The sequence below is a fragment of the Kitasatospora sp. NPDC029367 genome, from assembly GCF_055569135.1.
The window spans coordinates 89343-110983 of the sequence record NZ_JBVHYH010000008.1 but is presented as its reverse complement, the minus strand read 5'-3'; the positions used below and the strand labels follow the sequence as shown (position 1 = coordinate 110983).

Genomic DNA, 21641 nt, shown 5'->3' with positions numbered 1-21641 from the left:
AATCATTTCTGGGGGAATGCGGGCTGCGGGCAACGCCTCGGGGCCGGCTACAGGGGGGAACACATGGCGGATCCTGATCTGGCCTTGGAGTTCAAGGTCAATCCGGCTGAGCTGGACGGCTGCGCACAGAGCGCGCAGCACGTCGGGGGTCTGATACCGGGTGAGACTTCGAAGGTGACGGAGCCGTGCAGCCAGGCCGCCGGCACGCTGCAGGGGTGGCTGACGGCCGCCGCGGTGCGAGACTGCGGCACCAACTGGAAGACGCTGCTGGACAAGCTCGCCGGCGACATGGGGGACGTCGGTACCAAGCTCGCCGCATCGGCCGCCTACTACCGCCAGGTAGAGAAGGACGTCCACACGCGTATGAGGAACCCGACCGCGCCGATCCCGGACGAGCCGGACCCCTTCGGCACGACCGTCGTCCCGGGCCCGGTGAAGCCCTCCAGCGCGAAGGCGGCCGAGTAAGCGATGAACATCAAGACGCTCTACGACGCCAACATCAACAACATCACCATCGCGAAGAACGCCTTCGACAAGCTCTACTCGGCCTTCGGCCAGCACATCGAGTCCTGGCAGCACGAGGTCGTCGACCGACTCACCAGCTCGCACTGGACCGGCACCGCCGCCGACCACGCCCATGCCCGAATCCAGTTCCTGGGCACCGAACTCCAGTCCGCGCACAGTGAGCTCGACTTCGTCAGCAAGGCACTTGCCAAGGCCGCCGAACAATTCGCGCTGGCCCAGGCCCACTTGATCTACGCCCTGGACGACGCCAAGAACGCGAAGCTCAACGTCGCCCCTGACGGCCGCATCACATGGGACAAGGAGCCCACGTCCCCGAACTACGCAGGCGCCGGCGCCGAGACGACGGCGATCGCCATCAGCAATCGCATCGCCGCCGCACTCAGTGAAGCCGACCACGCGGACCAGGAGATCAGTGCCAGGCTGAACCACCTCGCGACCAACGCGAGCAACGGCACCGGCCTGGACGCCGCCACGGTGGCGAAGGACCAGGCGGCCGAGACCGCCCGCGAGCAGATACCCGCCGCGGGCACGGACCCGGCCTCCGTCAAGCAGTGGTGGAACGGCCTCAGTGACAGCGAGCGTCAGAAGTTCATCAACGACCACCCCGACCAGGTCGGCAACCTCGACGGCATCCCCGCCGTCGCCCGCGACCAGGCCAACCGCATCAACATGAAGAACGCCAAGCAGAACCTCCAACTCCAACTCGACCATCTGGGCCCCGAGCCACCGCACAAGATCGATGGCGGGCAGGGCCCCATCACCAACCCGGACTGGATGGCCTGGGATGCCAAGAACATCGACCTGCGGGAGAAACTCAAGGGAATCGCCGACATCGAAAGCCGCCTGGACGGCAAGAAACTGGCCGCCCGTGGCAACACGCCGGCCTTCCTCCTCGGCTTCGACACCAAGGGCAACGGCCGGGCAATCGTCTCGGTCAACAACCCCGACACGGCCGACAACGTCGTGACCTTCGTCCCTGGCACCACCTCCAAGTTCGCAGCGGTCAGCGGCGACGTCGACAAGGCGGACGAGATGGTGAAGGCAGCCACCACGGAAGGCCGAACCAAGTCCACCGCGGCAATCGCGTGGGTCGGGTATGACGCGCCGCAGAACAAGATCCCGGACGCAGCAATGGACCATTTCGCCGAGAACGCGGAGAAGGATCTGGCCCGTTTCCAGGTCGGGCTGCGCTCGACCCACGAGGGCGCACCGTCGCACAACATCCTCATGGGCCACAGTTACGGAACCCTCGCAGTCGGTTACACCATGCGCGACCTCAAGCCACCAGTCGACGACGTCATCCTCGTCGGCAGTCCCGGCGTCGGCGTCGACCACGCCAGGGAACTGAACATCGACCCGTCCCACGTATACGTCGCCCGGGGAAGCGAGGACTCCGGGATGTATGCGGTAGCGCGAAGCGAGTGGTTCAGGCAGGATCCTATGAGTTCCGATTTCGGAGCCCGGCATTTGCAGGCCGGGGACAGCGATCACTCCCACTACTGGAATCCAAATGGGGACGCGGTCAAGGAATTCGGCAGGGTCATCGCGGGCACATGGCGGCCGTGATGGCGAACGGGACCAACCAACGCCTTACCAAGGCCGCGAGGTTGGCGCTGCCGGCCGTCGCCGTCCTGCTGATGGCCACGTCCTGTGCTGGTACGGACGACGGCCCGACGATGACCCATGAGCAGGCCAAACAGAAGACCGAGGCGTACTTCGCCGACGTATTCGCCGCCCTCCCGCAACCGGTGACCGCAGTCGCCGACCGGGACAGCGACGGGTGGTGCTTCAAGAACGACGCCCCTTCGGAGGAAGACGGCCGGACCATGGCCGTAACCTCCCGCTATCTGCGAGGCATCCCGGCCGACCATCATGCCGCCACCTTCGATGCCTTCCGCGACCATCTCGTCAAAGCCGGGTTCAAGGTCACCAGCAGCCACGCTGATGCCATCTTCCTCAAGAATCCGAAAGACGATTTCAGCGCCACCATCGACGACGGCGGCGACTGGAGCACCACGCTGCACATCGCCTTTGTGTCCCCGTGTGTCTGGCCCAACGGCACCAAGCCACCCACCGGGTGAGCTGGAAGTCCGTCGAAGATCTCGCTGGTAGCGGGGCTGTCCCGGTTGCTAGGAGTCGGCGCTCCGCGGGCTCAACCGACGGGCTATGCGTGCGGCTTTCCTTCCGAACGGGCCGATCTCGCGGCACTCGTAGATACCGTTACCGCGGAGCGGCCAGCCGTAGGGCTGGCCGCTCCGGCCGAGGAACGTACGCGCGTACACGTACTTCTCGTTCGTGCCAAGGATCTTGGCGACCCAGCCAACCGAGACGGAGCAGATGAGGCGCTGGGGCGTGATGGACACGTCTGGAAACGGGGCGGCGGGATCCGCGCTGGAAACGTCAAGGGGCACGTCAAGCGGCCGCGGTCGATGCGGTGGTCTGCTCGGCGGTGGCGTGCTGTGCGCACACCCCCGGGTGCTCGCCGATGCCGTACCAGGGCATCAGCTGGATCGACGGGTTGCGCTTGCTTGTCCATCGCTCGCCAGCCATCAGAGGATGGCTCTGACTACGAGCCGTGAGGAGCCGCTGATGGGTACGAGGCCTTTGCTGAACCGCAGGCTGGCGGGCATGGGGACGACGATCTTCGCCGAGATGTCCGCCCTGGCCACGGCCACCGGCTCGATCAACCTCGGGCAGGGCTTCCCGGACACCGACGGGCCCGAGGAGGTCCGCGAGGCGGCCGTACGGGCCCTGCGCGAGGGCCGCGGCAACCAGTACCCGCCCGGCCCCGGGATCCCCGAGCTGCGCACGGCCGTCGCCGAGCACCAGCAGCGCTTCCACGGCCTCGGGTACGACCCCGATACCGAGGTCCTGGTCACCGCCGGCGCCACCGAGGCAATCGCGGCGGCCCTGCTGGCCCTGCTGGAGCCCGGCGACGAGGTGATCGCCCTCGAACCCTTCTACGACTCCTACGCCGCCTGCATCGCCATGGCCGGCGCCGTCCGCCGCCCGCTCACCCTCCGGGCCCCGCACTTCCGCCCCGACCTGGACGAACTGCGCGCCCTGATCAACCCGCGCACCCGGCTGCTGCTGATCAACACCCCGCACAACCCGACCGGCACCGTCCTCACCGCCGAGGAGCTGGCCGGCATCGCCGCCCTCGCGATCGAGCACGACCTCCTGGTGATCACCGACGAGGTCTACGAGCACCTGGTCTTCGGCGCCACCCACCACCCCCTCGCCGCCCTCCCCGGCATGCGCGAGCGCACCGTCACCATCTCCTCGGCCGGCAAGACCTTCTCCTTCACGGGTTGGAAGGTCGGCTGGGTGACCGCGAGCCCCGCCCTGGTCGCCGCCGTGCGCACCGCCAAGCAGTACCTCACCTACGTCAGCGCCGGCCCCTTCCAGTACGCCGTCGCCGAGGCCTTGCGCCTGCCCGACGACTACTTCGACACCCTGCGCACCGACCTGCGCCGCAAGCGCGACCTCCTGCTCGACGGCCTCACCGCGGCCGGCTTCCGCGCCTTCACCCCCGAGGGCACGTACTTCATCACCACCGACATCACCCCGCTCGGCGAGAAGGACGGTGTCGACTTCTGCCGCGCCCTGCCGGACCGCTGCGGCGTCGTCGCCATCCCCAACGCCGTCTTCTACGACGACCCGGACGCCGGCCGCAGCCTGGTCCGGTTCACCTTCTGCAAGAAGGACGAGGTGCTCCAGGAGGCCGTCGACCGGCTGCAGCGGCTCTGAGCGACGCCGGTCGACGTCGGCGGCGAATTCGGTGCCGTGCGGAGTCCGGTAGAACCGGAAGAAGCCGCCGACGTCCTCACCGGTCACCGAACCGGTCACCGAACCGGTCACCGCACCCGTCACGAAGTGCGGAATGCCGGGCGACGGAATACCCTTTCCGCTCCCCGTTCCTCCGCGGCCGGGGCCGTCGCCCCGGGCTCATCCCCCTGCTCCCGCCCCCGCTGCCGTCCGGCCGCGCGTCAGGTCGCGCCCCGGAGCCGCCGCGCGCGATGAACACGCCCTTTCCACAAGGAAGTTGAGCCACCGACGGCGCCGCTCGACGGCCCCGCCCGGCCTGCGCCCGGCCTGCGCGGCGCTACCTAGCCCGACGGGGAGCGGTTTGTGCAAGGGGATCGGGGGGTTCCGGGAGTCCATTGCGCGCGTACGGCGCGCGTCCGGCTTTGCGCGCCCCCCTTGGAGGGGACCAATTCTGGCCCGACGGACGTGCCGATTCGCCCCCAACTCCCCTGGGTGGCATGCTCCTTTGCTGCCCGTCAGGCAGGCCCCACGGCCCGTCGGGCACGCCCGGAGACCCACCCGCATCCCCCACGTGGCAGGCGGCAGCGCACGGTGCGCGCGAAGAGCGCACGACCAGCGCACACGGCGCACAGGCCGGTGACAGGGGCGCGCGCTGTTCAGAGTCGCACACCGGGTCGATCAGAGCCGGGAAGCAGGTGTGCTCGAAACGGTGAATGCTTGACAAAGTTGGGTAAATCACCGACGGACCCGGCGTATTCATGCTTCTCTGCTGCTGAATCTCCAGCCGGAATCCTTCCTTCCACGGTCGGCCGCGCCCAGGGCCGCACAGCCACGAACAGCCTCGCCATCGCCTAGGCCTACTCGCTGCTGCTCGGCGGGCGCGCACGGAGCTGAAACGCGGAGCCGAGCATGCTCACCACACTGCAGACCTCCTACACGGACACCCGCGCCGGTGACCTGGCCTGGTGCCTCGGCGGCGACCCGCTGCCCGCTCTCGCCGTCCGCGACCTGAGACTCGACGGCGGCCGCCCCGGAACCTCCGGCACCCTCCAGCTGCGGCTGCTGGGCGCCTCGCACCAGGTGGTGATCTCGGCCGGCCCCGGGGACTGCCTGGAGACCGTCGCCTGCATGCCCGGCCGTCGCACCCCGCTGCCGGCCCGGGTGGCCAAGCAGGTCGGCGGCTGGGAGTACGAGTTCGCCGCCCGCATCGAGGCCCTGCCCCCGCACGACTTCGCGGCCCGCGCCCAGGAGCTGCTGGCCCTGGTCGAGGGGCACCCGCGCGGCCTCGCCGGGGTCTTCCCGGGCGACCCGAGCGCCTTCACCGCCCTGGTCACCCAGGGCGGCACCGACCGGCTGCTCTGGCGGACCTGGCACGCCTACCCGCAGGAGGGGCAGCTGGTCTGCACCCGCTCCGCGCTGGTGGTGTCGGGGCCGTGACAGCCCGCACGCCGGGCACCAGGAGCCCGTCCGACAGCACCGAACCCGGTCATATGCCACCCGGCACAGACCTACGAATCGTACGCAGGAACGATTCGTCAATCCGAGGGCTCCCGCTGTCCGTCGGATGGGCGCAGCGATCCGTCCCGCACGTCCCCTAGCGTTTGTTCGTGATCAATCATCCGGCCGGTCCGCCCGCACGCCCGCGAGTGGACCTCGACGACGGCACCCCACCCCGGCCCGGGCGAAGCCTCATCCCCCTGCCCGCCCGCCGTCGCTCCCGGCTGCGCTCCCGCCCCCGGCTCGCCCGGCTGACCGTCCTGCTGGCCGCGTTCGTCTGCGCGGCCTGCGGACTCGTCTACGAACTCGAACTCGTGGCGCTCGGCGACTACCTGCTCGGGGACACCGTCACCCAGACCTCCGTGGTGCTCTCCGTCATGGTCTTCGCGATGGGCCTCGGCTCCCTGCTCGCCAAACGGCTCACCCGCCGGCCCGCCACCGCCTTCGCCCTCGTCGAGTGCGCCCTCGCCCTCACCGGCGGGCTCTCCGTCCTCGCCCTGTACTCCTGCTGGGCCTGGATCGGCCGCTACCAGGCCGCGATGGTCGCCCTCACCTGCCTCATCGGCATCCTCATCGGCGCCGAGATCCCGCTGCTGATGACCCTCATCCAACGCATCCGGCGCGAGGACGCCGGACGCGCCGTCGCCGACCTGTTCGCCGCTGACTACGTGGGCGCGCTGATCGGCGGCCTCGCCTTCCCGTTCCTGATCCTCCCCCTGCTCGGCCCCGGCGACGGCGCCCTGCTCACCGGGGCGGTCAACGCCGTCGCCGGGGCCGCCGTGGTGCTCTGGCTCTTCCGCGAGGAACCCGCCCCCCGGATACGACGGCTGCTCTGGGCCGGCTGCACCCTCGTCCTCGTCCTGCTCGCCGCGGCCGCCGTCGGCTCCGACCCGATCGAACGCGCCGCCCGGCACGCCCTCTACGGCGACCAGGTCCGCTACGCCATCCGCAGCCGGTACCAGGAGATCGTGCTCACCGGCCCCGCCGAGGGCCCGCTCCGGCTCTACCTCGACGGACGGCTCGCGGTCTGCGGGCCCGACGAGTACCGGGGCAGCGAAGGCCTCGTCCACCCCGCCATGGCCGCCGGCCCCGACGCGCGGGTCCTGCTGCTCGGCGGCGGCGACGGCCTCGCCCTGCGGGAGGTGCTGCGGCACCGCGGCGTCCGCTCGGTCCTCCTCGTCGACGCCGACCCGGCCCTCCCCCGGCTCGCCCGCACCGACCCCGGCCTCGCCGCCCTCGACGGCCACTCCCTGGACGACCCCAGGGTCCGCACCACCGCCGCCGACCCGCTGGCCTGGCTGCGCGGCGCACCCGGTGAGGAGTACGACGTGGTGCTCGCCGACCTGCCCGCGCCCTCGGACGGCGGCCCGGTCAAGTTCCACTCCCAGGAGTTCTACGGCCTCGCCGCCCGGCTGCTGGCCCCGGGCGGCCGGATCGCCGTCCGCGCCGGCGGGGAAGGCGGGGAAGGCGGGGACACCCGGGGAGGCGGGAACCGCGGGGACGGTCTCTGGCAGATCGAGTCCGGCCTCCGCGCGGTCGGGCTGCGGACCACCCCGTACGCGGTCGACGGCAGCGCCACCGCCGACTGCCGCCCCGGCCTGCCGGACACCGCCCAGGACTTCCTGCTCGCCGCCGCCACCCCGCCTCCGCTCACCCTCGCCCCCGACGCCCCACTGCCCCGCGCCTTCACCCCCGACACCCTCCACACCTCGGCCACCCGCCTCACCGCCCTCCGCCCACCCCGCCCCCCGGCCCCCCTCACCCTCCTGGCGCCACGCTGACCCGGCGGCAGGCGGCCCGGGGCGCCCGGGCCGGTGGGCGGGGTGGGCGGAGCGGCTCCCAGCCCTCGGGCCGACCCGGCTGGAGGCGCCCCTACGACGCGATAGAGCCTCCGGCAGGGCCCCGACAACGGCGGCCCGCTCCGGCCCCAACGGGCCGACCGCGCGCGACGCGGCACCCGCCCCGGGCGGCCGGGCGCGGGGCACGCCCCGGGGCCCGGGCGGGCAGGGGTGGCCCCGGGAAACTCGGGCGGTGGTGGGTGGGGACCGGGCGGGGCCCAGTCGGTAGGCTCCGTGGCATGGAGCATGAGGTTGTCGTCCCGATGTCCGCAGAGCTGGTGCGGCAGGCCTTGCAGGATCCGGCGCTGCTGGCGCGGAGCGTGCCGGGGCTGAGCACCGAGCCGGCGGCGGTCGGGGCCGGGCCGGCCGAGGAGATCGGCGGGCGGCTGAAACTGCGGATCGGCGGCTCCACGATCACCTACAAGGGCGTGCTGTCGCTGATCGAGGGCCGGGGCGGTGTGCTGACCGTGCTGGCCGAGGGCGAGGAGGCCCGGGGCAGCGGCGAGGCGACCGCCACCGTGCGGGTCAGCGTCGCGGAGGGTGCCGAGGACGGCACCGCGACGCTCCGCTTCACCGGCGACCTGAGCGCCACCGGCCGGCTGACCGAGTTCGACGCCGAGACCCTCGACGCCGTCGGCCGCCGCCTGCTGGAGCGCTTCGCCGTCTCGCTCACCTCCCCGGACGCCCCGGCCGAGGGCGACGAGGAATTCTCCGGCGAGGCCGCCGACGAGGCCGGGTCGGAGCCCGCGGACGAGACCGACGCCGGAACGGACACCGGGACGGACACCGGGACGGACGCCGAGGTCGTGTTCATCGAGGACCGCCAGGACCAGCCCGGTGACGACCTGGACGACGACCTCTCCGACCTGATCGCCTTCTCCGACGCCGATGCCGAGCGTTTCGGCCTCCCCACCGGCTCCGCCGCCGACGACGACAACGACGGCGATGACGACATCGACGAGCACGGCGACGGCAACGCCGACGAGGCCGGCACCCGTGGCCCGCAGGACGGGGTCGCCGAGGAACTCCCGGTCGGGCCGCTCTTCGCGTACGAGGACGAGCCGGAGCTCTCCGGCCCGGTCCGCCGCAGCATCGTCGGCCGTTCGGCCGAGGAGGTGGACCACGCCCCGCCGCGCGGCCGGTACGCCCCGGCGCTGCCGACCCGCAGCGCGCGGGCCCGGGCGGCGTCCCGCTGGGGCGGCGAGGCCGGTGGCATCGTCGTGCCGGGCACGGGTGGCCGCAGCGCGGTGCCGTGGGTGATCGGCGGCTCGGTGGCCCTGCTGGGCGGCGCCGTGGTGCTGGCCAGGGTGCTGCGCCGACGCTAGCCGCGAGCGCCCGCGAGGGCCCGGGAGGGCCTCAGGCCCTAGACTGAACGCTCATGAGCAACGACCGCGACGCCCTGCTGGCACAGATCAAGGACAAGGCCGTCGTGCACGGCAAGGTCACCCTTTCCTCCGGCAAGGAGGCCGACTACTACGTCGACCTGCGCCGGATCACCCTGGACGGCGAGGCCGCCCCGCTGGTCGGCCGGGTGATGCTGGACGCGACCTCCCACCTGGAGTACGACGCCGTCGGCGGCCTGACCCTGGGCGCCGACCCGGTGGCGACCTCGATGCTGCACGCCGCCGCCGCGCGCGGGCAGAAGCTGGACGCCTTCGTGGTCCGCAAGGCCGGCAAGGCGCACGGCCTGCAGCGCCGGATCGAGGGCCCCGAGGTGAAGGGCCGCCGGGTGCTGGCGGTCGAGGACACCTCCACCACCGGTGGCTCGGTGCTGACCGCCGTCGAGGCGCTGCGTGAGGCGGGCGCCGAGGTGGTCGGCGTCGCGGTGATCGTCGAGCGCGGTGGCGCGGCCGCGATCGCGGAGCAGGGCCTGGAGTACGTGACCGCGTACGACCTGGACGACCTGGGCCTCTGACCCGTACGGGCACCCCGAGCAGCACGGAGGGCCGGGCCCTGTTTCACGTGAAACCACGTGGAACGGGGCCCGGCCCTCCGTCACTACACCGTTCGGCCGAAAGAGCCACGCAGCCGTAGAGCACTACACCCGTGCAGCCTCAGCCGCGGCGGTGCCGCCCGCTGCCGCTCTGCACCGCGTCGCCGGCCGGGGCCTCGACGATGCCCGCCTTCTTCTTGCGGCGCTCCCGCATGACCTCGACCAGGATCGGCGAGATCGACAGCAGCACGATCAGCAGCACGGCCGGGATCAGGTACTTGTCGATCACCGGGGCGAGCGCGTCGCCGAAGAAGTAGCCGATCAGCAGCATGGACTCGGTCCAGAGCACGCCGCCGACGACGTTCCACACGAAGAAGGTCCTGGCGGGCATCTCCAGGGTGCCGGCCACCGGGTTCAGGAAGGTCCGGATGATCGGCATGAAGCGGGCCAGCACCACGGCCTTGCCCGAGCCGAACTTGTTGAAGTACTCCTCCGCCTTCACCACGTACTCGCGGCGGAAGATCTTCGAATCGGGCTTGTCGAACATCCTCGGTCCGACCTTGGCACCGATCAGGTGCCCCAGCTGGGCACCGGCGATCGCCGCGATCGGGCAGCCCACGAGCAGGACGGCGATCGGCAGCTTCGCACCGTCGCCGAGGACCGAGGAGGCCGCGTTCGAGGCGGCCACGCCCGCCAGGATCAGCAGCGAGTCACCCGGGAAGAAGAAGCCGACCAGCAGGCCGGTCTCCGCGAAGATGATCGCGATCAGCCCGATGGCGCCGAGGGACGAGATCAGGGATTTGGCGTCGAGCACGTTGACGGCCAGCTGGTTGTAGTCCACGGGCGCAGGATAGCGGGCGTACCTTTCCGGCGGCTTCCGGCCGAGCCCGTCGGCCGGCCGCGGCCGGGCGCCCCGCCCGGTCCGCGGCCCCGGACCGGGCGGCGAGTTCCGGCCGAGCCGTCCGGTACGGCGTCCCGACAGACGGGCTCCTGCTGACCTGCGGGCACGAGTCTGGGAAGATGACACCGGCGTCCGGTCCGCGGCGGCCCACCACCCTCATGGCCGTACCGCGGAGGTCGCCTCGAACCTTGGTGCCGGAGAGCCACACCGCAGCGCCGCGCGTCGGCGGGCCGGCACGGAGTCGTCACGAAGGCGTACACAGCGTCGGACAGCACCGTCCGTACGCCGCAACCCGACAGGAGCGGATCGCATGCCCATCGCAACTCCCGAGGTCTACAACGAGATGCTGGACCGGGCCAAGGCGGGCAAGTTCGCCTACCCGGCCATCAACGTCACCTCCTCGCAGACCCTGCACGCCGCGCTGCGCGGTTTCGCCGAGGCCGAGAGCGACGGCATCATCCAGATCTCGACCGGTGGCGCGGAGTTCCTGGGCGGCCAGCACAACAAGGACATGGTGACCGGCGCGGTCGCGCTCGCCGAGTTCGCCCACATCGTCGCCGCCAAGTACGACGTCACCGTCGCGCTGCACACCGACCACTGCCCGAAGGACAAGCTGGACGGCTACGTCCGCCCGCTGCTGGCGGTCTCCGCCGAGCGCGTGGCCAAGGGCCTGAACCCGCTGTTCCAGTCGCACATGTGGGACGGCTCGGCCGAGACCCTGGCCGACAACCTGGAGATCGCCCAGGAGCTGCTGGCCCAGGCCGCCGCCGCCAAGATCATCCTCGAGGTCGAGATCACCCCGACCGGCGGCGAGGAGGACGGCGTCACCCACGAGATCAACGACGAGCTGTACACCACCGTCAACGACGCGGTGCGCACCGCCGAGGCGCTGGGCCTGGGCGAGAAGGGCCGCTACCTGCTGGCCGCCTCCTTCGGCAACGTGCACGGCGTGTACAAGCCGGGCAACGTCGTGCTCAAGCCGGAGCTGCTGCGCGAGCTGCAGGACGCGATCGGCAAGCAGTACGGCAAGACCGACCCGTTCGACTTCGTCTTCCACGGCGGTTCGGGCTCGACCGCCGAGGAGATCGCCACCGCGCTGGAGAACGGCGTCGTGAAGATGAACCTGGACACCGACACCCAGTACGCCTTCACCCGCCCGGTGGCCGGCCACATGTTCGCCAACTACGACGGCGTGCTGAAGGTCGACGGCGAGGTCGGCAAGAAGAACACCTACGACCCGCGCACCTGGGGCAAGCTGGCCGAGGCCGGCATGGCCGCCCGCGTGGTCGAGGCCGCTGAGCAGCTGCGCTCGGCCGGCAAGCGCCTGAAGTAGCCGGCGGCCGGCCCGACCGGCGCCCGGAGTGCTGAGTGCCCCCGGTGGATCATCCACCGGGGGCACGGTCACATCATCGGGGTGCCGGAATCACCAGGCCACGCGGTCGCGAGGTCACGCGGTCACGCGGTCACGCGGTCACGCGGTCACGGGGCCACGAGGTCCCTACAGCTCGGTCGACGGCTTGAGCTCCGCGTACGCCTCCGCGCTGCTGTCCTTGAGGAACTGCCAGCAGCGGGCCTCCTCCTCGGTCTCCTTGATCGCGCCGGCAGCCCGGGCGAGCGCCGCCAGGCAGCGCAGGAAGCCGCGGTTGCCGCGGTGCTCCCACGGCACCGGCCCGTGGCCCTTCCAGCCGTTGCGGCGCAGCGCGTCGAGGCCCCGGTGGTAGCCGGTGCGGGCGTAGGCGTACGACTCGACGTGCCGGCCGGCCGCGTAGGCGTCGTCGGCGAGCATGGCCCAGGCGAGGCAGAAGGTCGGGAACTCCGCGGCCACCTGGGTCGGTGAGGCGGACTCCTCCGCCAGCATCCGGTAGGGCTGCTCGTCCTCCGGCAGGAGGGTCGGTTCGGGGCCGTCGAGAAGATTCCTGTGAATCGCCATGGGTGCAGTCTGCCATCCGGGGCCCTGGGGTCAACCGTCCCCCGGTGATCGGCCGCCCACTGGTCCGGCGGCGCGCCGTCCAGCGCACGACGCGCCCCGAGGGCTGCATACCGGGTATATGGACATTCACCCGTTCGCCATGTCAGGGTGTGGCGCGTGCCCGCAGCCAGATCCGCCCGCCGGCGAGCCACCCGACCCGAGAACGCTCGCAGCAGACGCCGTCGCCGGGCACCCCGTCGGATCGGACCTGGCATGCTCACGGCACTGGTGGCCTCCGTGCTGCTGCTGGGCGCCGCGGCCTTCGCCCTGGACCGCTCCCCGGACGCCCCGGCCCCCGCCGCCTCCGCCCAGGCCCGGCTCGCCCCGCCCGCCGAACAGGCACCCGGCAGCCCGTCGACGGCGCCCACCCCGACGCCTGCGAACACCCCGACACCGACGCCCACGCCGACGCCCACCGCGCCGGACCCCGGCCCCGCCAAGGGCGCGGGCACGTTCAGCACCGCCCCCGCCAACGCCAAGGCGGTCGGGCGCGGCACCGTGCGCCGCTACCGGGTGGAGGTCGAGGACGGCATCGGCATCGACGCCGCCTCCGCCGCCGCCCAGATCCACGGCATCCTCGGCGACCGCCGCGGCTGGACCAACGACCGCAAGAACGCCTTCCAGCTGGTCGCCGGCGGCTCCTACGACTTCACCGTGAAGATCGCCTCCCCGGCCACCGTCGACAAGATCTGCGGCGCCTCCGGCCTGGACACCCACGGCGAGGTCAACTGCAACGTCGGCAACCAGGTGCTCGTCAACTCCAAGCGCTGGAACACCGGTTCACCCCAGTTCGACGGACCGCTGGACGACTACCGGGCCCTGATCATCAACCACGAGGTCGGCCACCGGATCGGCCACGGCCACGAGACCTGCCCCGGCCCGGGCAAGCCCGCACCCGCGATGATGCAGCAGATCTACGGACTCAAGGGCTGCACGCCGAACGCCTGGCCGTACTCGGCCGAGGGCACCTACCTGAGCGGCCCGGCCGTGCCCTGAGGAGCGTCCGACGCCCCGCTTCGGACCGACGCCCCGCTTCGGAACGGAGTTGAGACCTGATCGACAGACCGGCGGGACACCCGGCGCCTACCCTGCGAGCATGACCGCTGCCCAGCTGACCGCTGCCCAACGCCGAAAGCTCACCGCCGTGTTCGCCGCCGCCGGGATCGCCCTCGGCGCCGCCGCCTGCTCGTCCTCGGCCGGGGGCGTCCCCGGGCCCGGCGCACTGTCCTACGGCTCCGTCCGCTCGACCGCCGAGAAGCTCCAGCAGGACAAGCAGGACACCTGCCCGTTCGGCCTCGACCTCGGCAAGGCGCTGCAGGCGGCCGGGATCCCCGGCACCGCCACCCCGGACCACGAGTACGGGCACGCTGTGCAGGGCAGCGTCGGCGACGGCCTGCCGCCGCAGCCGTGGCCGTCCGGCGCGAGCCACCCGCCGACCATGCCGTCGATCCCGGCCACTCCCCCGCACGCCGACGTCATCTGCGCCTACCAGGTCGGCACGGCGAGGCTGGACCTCGAACTGTTCGCCGTCCCCCAGCCCGAGGTGGCCGTCAACCTGCTCCTGCCGGGCATCCAGCGCGCGGCGGGGCTGCCCGTCGCCGCACTCCAGCAGGTCGCCACCGAGCAGCCGGGCCCCGGCCAGACCAGGCTCCTCGGCAGCAAGGGAACGGCGGCCCTCGCCCGGATCGCGCACCAGGGCGAGGGCGACATCGTCCTGATGCTGTCCCAGAACCCCAGCACCGGCGAGCCGGACCAGGCCCTCACCGGCGAACCCCTGCGCAAGGCCGCCGCGGCCCTGGTCGACCAGCTGCACTAGGGCGTGTCTGACAATTCCCGCCAGGCGCGCGACGCTCCCCCAGCCTTCGGCCGGGAGGTACCCCCAGGGCACAAGCGCACCTCGCCGCGTTGTCGTCAGTCGCCGATGCTCCGCATGGACTCCCTCCTCCGCCTTGCGATGCACGCACCCCAACGCCGCGCGCTGATCCGACGCGAATTGTCAGACACGCCCTGGGGCCCGGGTCGCTACCCCAGGACCGGCAGGTACGCTCCCAGATCGCTGCGCTCCCCCGAGGCGGACACCTGGTGGTCGGCCACCGCCGCCGCCCAGGGCAGCCGGCCGGTGGCCAGCCGGATCCAGGTCAGCGGGTCGGTCTCGACCACGTTCGGCGGGGTGCCCCGGGTGTGCCGGGGGCCCTCGACGGCCTGGACGACGGCGTACGGCGGGATCCGCAGCTCGACCGCGCCGCCGGGCACCCGGTCCGCGAAGGCGTCCGCCAGCATCCGGGTGACGGCGGCGAGGGCCTGGCGGTCGTGCGGGAAGGCCTCCAGGCGGAGCGCGTCGGCCAGGTCGTCGGCGTGCACCACGGCCTCGACCAGCCTGGTCACCAGGTAGTCGGTCAGCAGCATCCGACGACCGACCACGACGGCGGTCGGCTCCGGTGCCGCCCCGGCAGGCCGGTCGAGCACCGCCCGTACGGCGTCGAGCGACCGGTCGAACGCGGCGACCACTTCCGCGAGCGGGCCCGCGAACCCGGTCGCCGCGTGCTCCGTCACCGCGCTGTCGACGGCCCCGGCCAGCGTCCGGCTCACCTCCGCGTAGCCGGCCAGCGAGAGCACCGGCCCGTCCGGGGCCGGGGCGTCCAGCGCGGCCGGCATCCGGCCCAGCGCCAGGCTCAGGTGGGCCAGCAACTCCCGTACCCGCCAGGTGCCGAGCCGGGTCGGCCGGTCCAACTGGTCCGCGCCGAGGCCGTGCACGACGGCGCGCAGCGCCTCGCTCTGGGCGGCCAGCGCGGCGCGGACCTTCTGCGGCTGGTACGTACGGGACTTGGGAGGCATGGGGCCCAACATACGCCGAGGGGCGGACGGTTCAGCGAACCATCCGCCCCTCAGAACGAGCGCTCAGGCCAGCAGGGCCTCGATGACGCCGGTGTGGGCGTCCCTCAGCTCGGCCAGCGTGACGCTGAACTGCCCCTGGACGTCGAGGCTGTCGCCGTCCACGACACCGATCCGGGTGGCCGGCAGGCCACGCGCGGTGCACATGTCGTTGAAGCGGAGCTCCTCGCTGCGCGGCACCGCCACGACGGCGCGGCCGGCCGACTCCGAGAACAGCAGGACGAACGGGTCCATGCCCTCGGGCACGACGATCCGGGCGCCGTGGCCGCCCTTGAGGCAGCTCTCCACGAGCGCCTGGCCGAGGCCGCCGTCGGAGAGGTCGTGCGCGGCGTCGATCATGCCGTCGCGCGAGGCGGCGATCAGGATGTCGCCGAGCAGCCGCTCGCGCTCCAGGTCCACCTTGGGCGGCAGGCCGCCGAGGTGGTCGTGGACGACCTGCGACCAGGCCGAGCCGCCGAGCTCGTCCGCGGTGTCGCCGAGCAGGTAGAGCAGCTGCCCCTCCTCGGCGAAGGCGACCGGGGTGCGCCGGGTGACGTCGTCGATGACGCCGAGCACCGCGACCACGGGGGTCGGGTGGATGGCGACGTCGCCGGTCTGGTTGTACAGCGAGACGTTGCCGCCGGTGACCGGAGTGCCGAGCACCAGGCAGGCGTCGGCCAGGCCGCGGGTGGCCTCGGCGAACTGCCACATGACGTCCGGGTCCTCGGGGGAGCCGAAGTTGAGGCAGTCGGAGACGGCGAGCGGCTTGGCACCGCCGGCCGCGACGTTGCGGTACGCCTCGGCCAGGGCCAGCTGGGCGCCGGTGTACGGGTCCAGCTTGGCGTAGCGGCCGTTGCCGTCGGTGGCGACCGAGACGCCGAGGTTGGTCTCGTCGTCGATCCGGATCATGCCCGAGTCCTCGCCGTGCGAGAGCACGGTGTTGCCGAGCACGTAGCGGTCGTACTGGTCGGTGATCCAGGACTTGGAGGCCTGGTTCGGGTGGCTCGCGACCTTGAGCAGGTCGGCCTTGAGGCCCTCGCCGGTGGTCGGGCGGACCAGCCGCTCGGCGGTGGGGGCGTCGGCCTGGAGCGCGTCCTGCCAGCTCGGGCGGGCGTAGGGGCGCTGGTAGGTCGGGCCCTCGTGGGCGACGGTGCGCGGGGGCACGTCCACCACGAGCTCACCGTGCCAGAAGATCTCCAGGCGCTCGCCGTCGGTCACCTCGCCGATGACGTTGGCGATGACGTCCCACTTCTCGCAGATCTCCAGGAAGCGGGCGACCTTGTCGGGCTCGACGATCGCGCACATGCGCTCCTGCGACTCGCTCATGAGGATCTCCTCGGGCGAGAGCGTGTGGTCGCGCAGGTGCACGGTGTCGAGGTCGATCCGCATGCCGCCGGAGCCGGCCGAGGCCAGCTCGCTGGTGGCGCAGGACAGGCCGGCGCCGCCGAGGTCCTGGATGCCCTTGACGAGCTTCTCCCGGAAGATCTCCAGGGTGCACTCGATCAGGAGCTTCTCCTGGAACGGGTCGCCGACCTGGACGGCCGGGCGCTTGGTCGGCTTGGTGTCGTCGAAGGTCTCGGAGGCCAGCACCGAGACGCCGCCGATGCCGTCGCCGCCGGTGCGGGCGCCGTACAGGATGACCTTGTTGCCGGCGCCGGAGGCCTGCGCGAGGTGGATGTCCTCGTGCTTCATGACGCCCACGCACAGCGCGTTGACCAGCGGGTTGCCCTGGTAGCAGGAGTCGAAGACGACCTCGCCGCCGATGTTCGGCAGACCCAGGCAGTTGCCGTAGCCGCCGATGCCCGCGACGATGCCGGGCAGCACGCGCCGGGTGTCGGGGTGGTCGGCCGCACCGAAGCGCAGCGGGTCCATCACCGCGACCGGACGGGCGCCCATCGCCAGGATGTCGCGCACGATGCCGCCGATGCCGGTGGCCGCGCCCTGGTAGGGCTCGATGTACGACGGGTGGTTGTGCGACTCGACCTTGAAGGTCACCGCGTAGCCCTGGCCGACGTCGACCACACCGGCGTTCTCGCCGATGCCGACGAGCATCGCGTCCGAATCCGGCTTCTTCTCGCCGAACTGCTTGAGGTGGACCTTGCTGCTCTTGTACGAACAGTGCTCGGACCACATGACCGAGTACATCGCGAGTTCGGCGCCGGTCGGGCGGCGGCCGAGAATCTCCCGGATGCGCGCGTACTCGTCCTGCTTGAGGCCGAGTTCGGCCCACGGCTGGGCGGCGTCCGGGGTCTGCTCGGCGTTCTTGACGGTGTCGAGGCTCATCAGGCGTTCACCAGCTGCTTGAGGACGGAAGTGAAGAAGCCCAGTCCCTCGGTGGTCGGACCGGTGAGCGGCTCCACGGCGTGCTCCGGGTGCGGCATCAGGCCGACGACATTGCCGGCGGCGTTGGTGATGCCGGCGATGTCGCGGTACGAACCGTTCGGGTTGACGTCGAGGTATCGGGCCACGACCCGGCCCTCGGCCTCCAGCTCGTCCAGGACGTGGGTGTCCGCGACGAAGCGGCCCTCGCCGTTCTTGAGCGGGACGACGATTTCCTGGCCCACCGAGTAATCCCCGGTCCAGGCGGTGCCGGCGTTCTCGATCCGGAGCTTCTGGTCGCGGCAGACGAAGTGCAGCGAGTCGTTCCGGGTGAGCGCGCCGGGCAGCAGGTGCGATTCGCACAGCACCTGGAAGCCGTTGCAGATACCGAGCACCGGCATTCCGAGCCTGGCCTGCTCGATGACGGTCTCCATCACCGGCGAGAAGCGGGAGATCGCGCCGCAGCGCAGATAGTCGCCGTAACTGAATCCGCCCGGCAGGACGACGGCGTCGACCTGGTGGAGATCCTTGTCACGGTGCCAGAGGGCGACCGGCTCCGCGCCGGCCAGGCGGACCGCGCGCTGGGCGTCGCGGTCGTCGAGGGATCCGGGGAAAGTGACGACGCCTACGCGGGTGGTCACTTCGCCGCCTCCTCGACCCGGACGGTGAAGTCCTCGATCACGGTGTTGGCGAGAAAGGTCTCGGCGGCTTCGCGGATACGGGCGAGCGCGGCGTCGTCGACCGGGCCCTCCAGCTCCAGCTCGAAACGCTTGCCCTGGCGGACGTCGGCGATCCCGGTGAATCCGAGACGGGGCAGTGCACGCTGCACCGCCTGTCCCTGGGGGTCGAGGATCTCCGGCTTGAGCATGACGTCGACTACGACGCGTGCCACTGGCACTCCCGGTGGTGTCTTCGGTGAGGCGGGGGAACTCCAGACTACCGGCCGTTCGGGGCAGGATTGCTGGCCGGGGAGGGTGACGCGCGTAGACCCAGGACCCTTACGCCACAAGGGATCCGACGCCCCCGCCCCCCGTCCGGGCCGTCCCGTTTCCCGGGATTCGGAGCCCCGAACCGCACTGCCCGAAGAACACCCGAATACGGCACTTGGGGACAGAACCTCCCGTCCCGCACTCCGGTATCCGGCAGTCCCACCAAGACTCGTGAATATCCGGAAAAGAATGCCGGACTCTTCGATTTCGACCCCCTTCGGGTGCAGAATAGGGCCACCTGTCGCGGCAAGTGCTGCGTATCCGGCGGGCCACCAGGCCTGCCCGTGTGCGCTTGCGCGAGTTGGTGCACATCAGGCCGGCGGGCGCACTCCGCGAACCGGCGGCCGAATTGCCCGAGAGGATTGACACCCATGGCTCAGCGTGTAGTTGTCACGCTCTCCGACGACCTGGACGGCGGTGCCGCAGCGGAAACCGTCCACTTCGGTGTCGACGGGAAGTCGTACGAGATCGACCTGTCCGTGGACAACGCGGAAAAGCTGCGGGAGGCCCTCGCTCCGTTCGTCGCGGCCGGCCGCCGGCAGAGTCGCACCGGAAAGTCCTTCCGCCGCACCGCGCTCACCCCGGACCCGGCCGCCGTGCGCGCCTGGGCCCTGTCGCGCGGCATGGAACTCCCGGCCCGCGGTCGCATCCCCAAGCATGTCTACGAGGCGTTCGCCGAGGCGAACTGACCGCGTCGGGGCACCGCCCCCGGTCGCCCCGCCCGCCTGGACCGAAAGGGTGGGGCGACCACCCCGAACGATGCTGTAGAGTATTCCTCGTCGCCGCAACGGAGAGATCCGAAGAGGCGGCGGGTGCCCCACCAGGCACCATGCGGACGTGGCTCAGTTGGTAGAGCATCACCTTGCCAAGGTGAGGGTCGCGAGTTCGAATCTCGTCGTCCGCTCGCAGTGCGCGAGCACAGCACAACTCAATAGTTTGACCTGCGGACGTGGCTCAGTTGGTAGAGCATCACCTTGCCAAGGTGAGGGTCGCGAGTTCGAATCTCGTCGTCCGCTCCAGATCGAAGGCCCCCTCGGATCGAGGGGGCCTTCGGCGTATTCCGGCACGTCCTTCCCGGCTTCTCCCCATGACATTTGTCATCGCCTACCCGTGGATCCGCACCGCGGACCGATGACGGCCCGCACTGCCCGGGAGGCCCCGGCGGCGGAAGGCTGGGGGCATGGAGAAGAGCCAGCCCGCCCGCCCCGGCGACAGTGTGATCGAGGTCACCGACCTGCACCGCCACTACGGCACCGGCGCCGCCGAGTACCACGCCGTCCGCGGCGTCGACCTGACCGTCGGCCGCGGTGAGCTGTTCGCCCTGCTCGGCACCAACGGCGCCGGCAAGACGTCCACCATGGAGGTCATCGAGGGCCTGGCCGCCCCCGGTGCCGGCAGCGTCCGGGTGCTCGGCCACGACCCCTTCGTGGAGCGCGCCGCCGTCCGGCCGCGGATCGGGATCATGCTCCAGGAGGGCGGGTTCCCCGGCGAGCTCACCGCCGCCGAGACCGGCCGCACCTGGGCCGGGATGACCAGCGGCGCCCGCCCGGTGGCGGAGGCGCTGGAGCTGGTCGGCCTCGGCCACCGCGCCGACGTCCGGGTCAAGCAGCTGTCCGGCGGCGAACGGCGCCGGCTCGACCTCGCGATGGCCCTGCTCGGCCGCCCCGAGGTGCTGTTCCTGGACGAGCCGAGCACCGGCCTCGACCCGGAGGCGCGCGCCGCCGTCTGGCGGCTGGTCCGCGAACTGCGCGCCCAGGGCACCACGGTGCTGCTCACCACCCACTACCTGGAGGAGGCCGAGGAGCTCGCCGACCGGCTGGCCATCATGCACGGCGGCCGGGTCGTCACCACCGGCACCGTCGCCGAGGTGATCGCCGACCGGCCCTCCCGGATCACCTTCGAGCTCCCCGAGTACACCGGGGCCGCGCTGCCCGTCCTGGCCGGCGCCGAGGTCACCGTCGACGGCCGCAAGGTCACCGTGCAGAGCACCGGCCTCCAGGACACCCTCACCGACCTGCTCGGCTGGGCCCGGCACCACGGGATCGCGCTCGGCGCCCTGGACGCCCGCAGCGCCACGCTGGAGGAGGCCTTCCTCGCCATCGCCTCCGAGGCCGCCCACCAGGCCCCGCCGCGCACCACACCGCCCTCCGGACCCGCCGCCGCCTCCCGTCCCGCCCGCCGCCGCCTGATCGGATCCGCCCGATGACCACCGCCGCCACCACCGCCACGGGCGCCCCGAGCACCACCGCCGGCCGCCTGCTCGCCCTCGGCCGCGCCGAGGCCACCCTGCTGCTGCGCAACCGCACCGCCCTGTTCACCGCCGTGGTGCTGCCGGTGGTGCTGATCGGCTCACTGCGCGGGATCCTCAAGCAGCAGGCCGAGCACAACCCCGGCCTGGACATCGACTCGATGCTGGTCTACGGCTCGGTCGGGATGGTCCTGGCCTTCGTCGTGTACTACAACCTGACCGCCGCGTACGTCGGGCGGCGCGGCGAGCTGGTGCTCAAGCGGCTGCGCACCGGCGAGGCCCGGGACCTGGAGATCCTGCTCGGCACCGCCGTCCCCTCCCTCGCCCTCGGCCTGCTGATGGCCGCCCTGATCGGGGTCGGCGGCAGCCTGGGCCTGCACCTGGCGGTGCCGGTCAACCCGCTGCTGATGCTGGTCGGCCTGGTGCTCACGCTGGCCACCATGATCGCCCTGGCCGCGCTGTCCAGCGCCTTCACCAAGACCGTGGAGAGCGCGGGCATCACCACCCTGCCGGTCATGCTGGTCATGCAGTTCGGCTCCGGCCTGTTCGTCCCGCTGGAGGTCATGCCCTCCCAGCTGGCCGACGTCTGCCGACTGCTGCCGACCACCCCGGCCTTCCAGCTGATCCGGGTCGGCTGGTTCGGCACCGACGGCTCGGCCGCCCCGACCGACTTCCTGGGCAGCTGGGGCGCGGCCGCCCCGCACCTGGTCACCGGCACGGTCTGGCTGGGCCTCGCGATCTGGGGCGCGGTCCGCCACTTCCGCTGGGAACCGCGCCGCTGAC

The 21641-nt window shown here is 71.8% G+C and carries 21 protein-coding genes and 2 tRNA genes; 16 read left to right on the top strand and 7 right to left on the bottom strand.

The genetic code is table 11. From position 1 onward, the window contains the following. The first annotated feature begins 63 nt into the window (after positions 1 to 63). From ACZ4W5_RS07385 to ACZ4W5_RS07375, 3 genes are read left to right on the top strand one after another with little or no spacing between them, the layout of a single operon-like run. Positions 64 to 465: a WXG100 family type VII secretion target gene (locus tag ACZ4W5_RS07385; protein WP_465653486.1), complete on the top strand. Its 402-nt coding sequence runs from the start codon at positions 64 to 66 to the stop codon at positions 463 to 465. 3 nt (positions 466 to 468) lie between these two features. Next, positions 469 to 2091 (top strand): alpha/beta hydrolase, encoded by a 1623-nt coding sequence (locus ACZ4W5_RS07380; protein ID WP_465653485.1) that lies wholly within the window; start codon positions 469 to 471, stop codon positions 2089 to 2091. After that, on the top strand, positions 2079 to 2606 hold the full coding sequence (locus ACZ4W5_RS07375; RefSeq protein WP_465653484.1) for a hypothetical protein: 528 nt from the start codon (positions 2079 to 2081) through the stop codon (positions 2604 to 2606). Before ACZ4W5_RS07380 ends, ACZ4W5_RS07375 begins: the two co-directional genes overlap by 13 nt. A gap of 331 nt (positions 2607 to 2937) precedes the next feature. Here ACZ4W5_RS07375 and ACZ4W5_RS07370 read toward each other — a convergent pair whose 3' ends face one another. Continuing rightward, positions 2938 to 3075, bottom strand: coding sequence for a hypothetical protein (locus tag ACZ4W5_RS07370; RefSeq protein WP_360227429.1), 138 nt, complete (start codon positions 3073 to 3075; stop codon positions 2938 to 2940). Between the two features lie 39 nt (positions 3076 to 3114). Between ACZ4W5_RS07370 and ACZ4W5_RS07365 the strand changes: the two genes are divergently transcribed. The 5 genes from ACZ4W5_RS07365 to pyrE all read left to right on the top strand — a co-directional run bounded on the left by ACZ4W5_RS07365 (position 3115) and on the right by pyrE (position 9543). Next, entirely contained in the window at positions 3115 to 4275 is a 1161-nt protein-coding gene (locus ACZ4W5_RS07365; RefSeq protein ID WP_465653483.1) for a pyridoxal phosphate-dependent aminotransferase, read from the top strand. Positions 4276 to 5202: 927 nt separating this feature from the next. Beyond that, positions 5203 to 5730, top strand: coding sequence for a DUF2617 family protein (locus tag ACZ4W5_RS07360; RefSeq protein WP_360227435.1), 528 nt, complete (start codon positions 5203 to 5205; stop codon positions 5728 to 5730). Positions 5731 to 5900: 170 nt separating this feature from the next. Then, positions 5901 to 7571, top strand: coding sequence for a polyamine aminopropyltransferase (locus ACZ4W5_RS07355; RefSeq protein ID WP_465653482.1), 1671 nt, complete (start codon positions 5901 to 5903; stop codon positions 7569 to 7571). A gap of 296 nt (positions 7572 to 7867) precedes the next feature. Continuing rightward, a complete protein-coding gene (locus ACZ4W5_RS07350) occupies positions 7868 to 8953 on the top strand; it encodes an SRPBCC family protein (RefSeq protein WP_360227438.1) in 1086 nt (361 codons plus the stop codon). Between the two features lie 53 nt (positions 8954 to 9006). Further along, the gene (gene pyrE, locus ACZ4W5_RS07345; RefSeq protein WP_360227441.1) at positions 9007 to 9543 is read left to right on the top strand and encodes an orotate phosphoribosyltransferase; all 537 of its coding nucleotides are present in this window, start codon (positions 9007 to 9009) and stop codon (positions 9541 to 9543) included. A 139-nt stretch (positions 9544 to 9682) separates the two neighbouring features. On the opposite strand, the gene ACZ4W5_RS07340 is transcribed toward pyrE, so the two are convergent. Further along, a complete protein-coding gene (locus ACZ4W5_RS07340) occupies positions 9683 to 10402 on the bottom strand; it encodes a DedA family protein (protein WP_360227444.1) in 720 nt (239 codons plus the stop codon). Between the two features lie 370 nt (positions 10403 to 10772). Between ACZ4W5_RS07340 and fbaA the strand changes: the two genes are divergently transcribed. Beyond that, complete coding sequence (gene fbaA / locus ACZ4W5_RS07335) at positions 10773 to 11795, top strand: class II fructose-bisphosphate aldolase (RefSeq protein ID WP_360227447.1); 1023 nt, start codon at positions 10773 to 10775, stop codon at positions 11793 to 11795. Between the two features lie 165 nt (positions 11796 to 11960). On the opposite strand, the gene ACZ4W5_RS07330 is transcribed toward fbaA, so the two are convergent. Further along, positions 11961 to 12392, bottom strand: coding sequence for a DUF3151 domain-containing protein (locus tag ACZ4W5_RS07330; RefSeq protein ID WP_360227450.1), 432 nt, complete (start codon positions 12390 to 12392; stop codon positions 11961 to 11963). A gap of 252 nt (positions 12393 to 12644) precedes the next feature. Here ACZ4W5_RS07330 and ACZ4W5_RS07325 point away from each other — a divergent pair, with 252 nt between their 5' ends. Further along, a complete protein-coding gene (locus tag ACZ4W5_RS07325; RefSeq protein WP_360227453.1) occupies positions 12645 to 13427 on the top strand; it encodes a DUF3152 domain-containing protein in 783 nt (260 codons plus the stop codon). 100 nt (positions 13428 to 13527) lie between these two features. Further along, positions 13528 to 14247, top strand: a complete 720-nt coding sequence (locus ACZ4W5_RS07320; protein ID WP_465653481.1) for a hypothetical protein — start codon at positions 13528 to 13530, stop codon at positions 14245 to 14247. A 206-nt stretch (positions 14248 to 14453) separates the two neighbouring features. Here the strand turns inward: ACZ4W5_RS07320 and ACZ4W5_RS07315 are convergent, their stop codons facing one another. The 4 genes from ACZ4W5_RS07315 to purS all read right to left on the bottom strand — a co-directional run bounded on the left by ACZ4W5_RS07315 (position 14454) and on the right by purS (position 18513). Beyond that, on the bottom strand, positions 14454 to 15266 hold the full coding sequence (locus ACZ4W5_RS07315; RefSeq protein ID WP_465653480.1) for a maleylpyruvate isomerase family mycothiol-dependent enzyme: 813 nt from the start codon (positions 15264 to 15266) through the stop codon (positions 14454 to 14456). Positions 15267 to 15329: 63 nt separating this feature from the next. Next, on the bottom strand, positions 15330 to 17585 hold the full coding sequence (purL, locus tag ACZ4W5_RS07310; RefSeq protein WP_465653479.1) for a phosphoribosylformylglycinamidine synthase subunit PurL: 2256 nt from the start codon (positions 17583 to 17585) through the stop codon (positions 15330 to 15332). After that, positions 17585 to 18262 carry a phosphoribosylformylglycinamidine synthase subunit PurQ gene (purQ, locus tag ACZ4W5_RS07305; protein ID WP_360227465.1) on the bottom strand — a complete coding sequence of 226 codons (678 nt, stop codon included), beginning with the start codon at positions 18260 to 18262 and terminating at the stop codon, positions 17585 to 17587. The genes purL and purQ overlap by 1 nt, the downstream gene beginning before the upstream one ends. After that, positions 18259 to 18513 carry a phosphoribosylformylglycinamidine synthase subunit PurS gene (gene purS / locus ACZ4W5_RS07300; RefSeq protein ID WP_030278336.1) on the bottom strand — a complete coding sequence of 85 codons (255 nt, stop codon included), beginning with the start codon at positions 18511 to 18513 and terminating at the stop codon, positions 18259 to 18261. Before purS ends, purQ begins: the two co-directional genes overlap by 4 nt. 468 nt (positions 18514 to 18981) lie before the next feature. Between purS and ACZ4W5_RS07295 the strand changes: the two genes are divergently transcribed. The 5 genes from ACZ4W5_RS07295 (at position 18982) to ACZ4W5_RS07275 (ending at position 21640) form a co-directional block, all read left to right on the top strand. Then, positions 18982 to 19299 (top strand): histone-like nucleoid-structuring protein Lsr2, encoded by a 318-nt coding sequence (locus ACZ4W5_RS07295; RefSeq protein WP_030056585.1) that lies wholly within the window; start codon positions 18982 to 18984, stop codon positions 19297 to 19299. Between the two features lie 142 nt (positions 19300 to 19441). Continuing rightward, positions 19442 to 19514, top strand: a tRNA-Gly gene (locus ACZ4W5_RS07290). A 39-nt stretch (positions 19515 to 19553) separates the two neighbouring features. Then, positions 19554 to 19629: transfer RNA gene (locus ACZ4W5_RS07285), tRNA-Gly, on the top strand. A gap of 161 nt (positions 19630 to 19790) precedes the next feature. Continuing rightward, positions 19791 to 20816 (top strand): ABC transporter ATP-binding protein, encoded by a 1026-nt coding sequence (locus ACZ4W5_RS07280; RefSeq protein ID WP_465653478.1) that lies wholly within the window; start codon positions 19791 to 19793, stop codon positions 20814 to 20816. Continuing rightward, positions 20813 to 21640: an ABC transporter permease gene (locus ACZ4W5_RS07275; protein ID WP_465653477.1), complete on the top strand. Its 828-nt coding sequence runs from the start codon at positions 20813 to 20815 to the stop codon at positions 21638 to 21640. The genes ACZ4W5_RS07280 and ACZ4W5_RS07275 overlap by 4 nt, the downstream gene beginning before the upstream one ends. Position 21641: the final 1 nt, after the last annotated feature.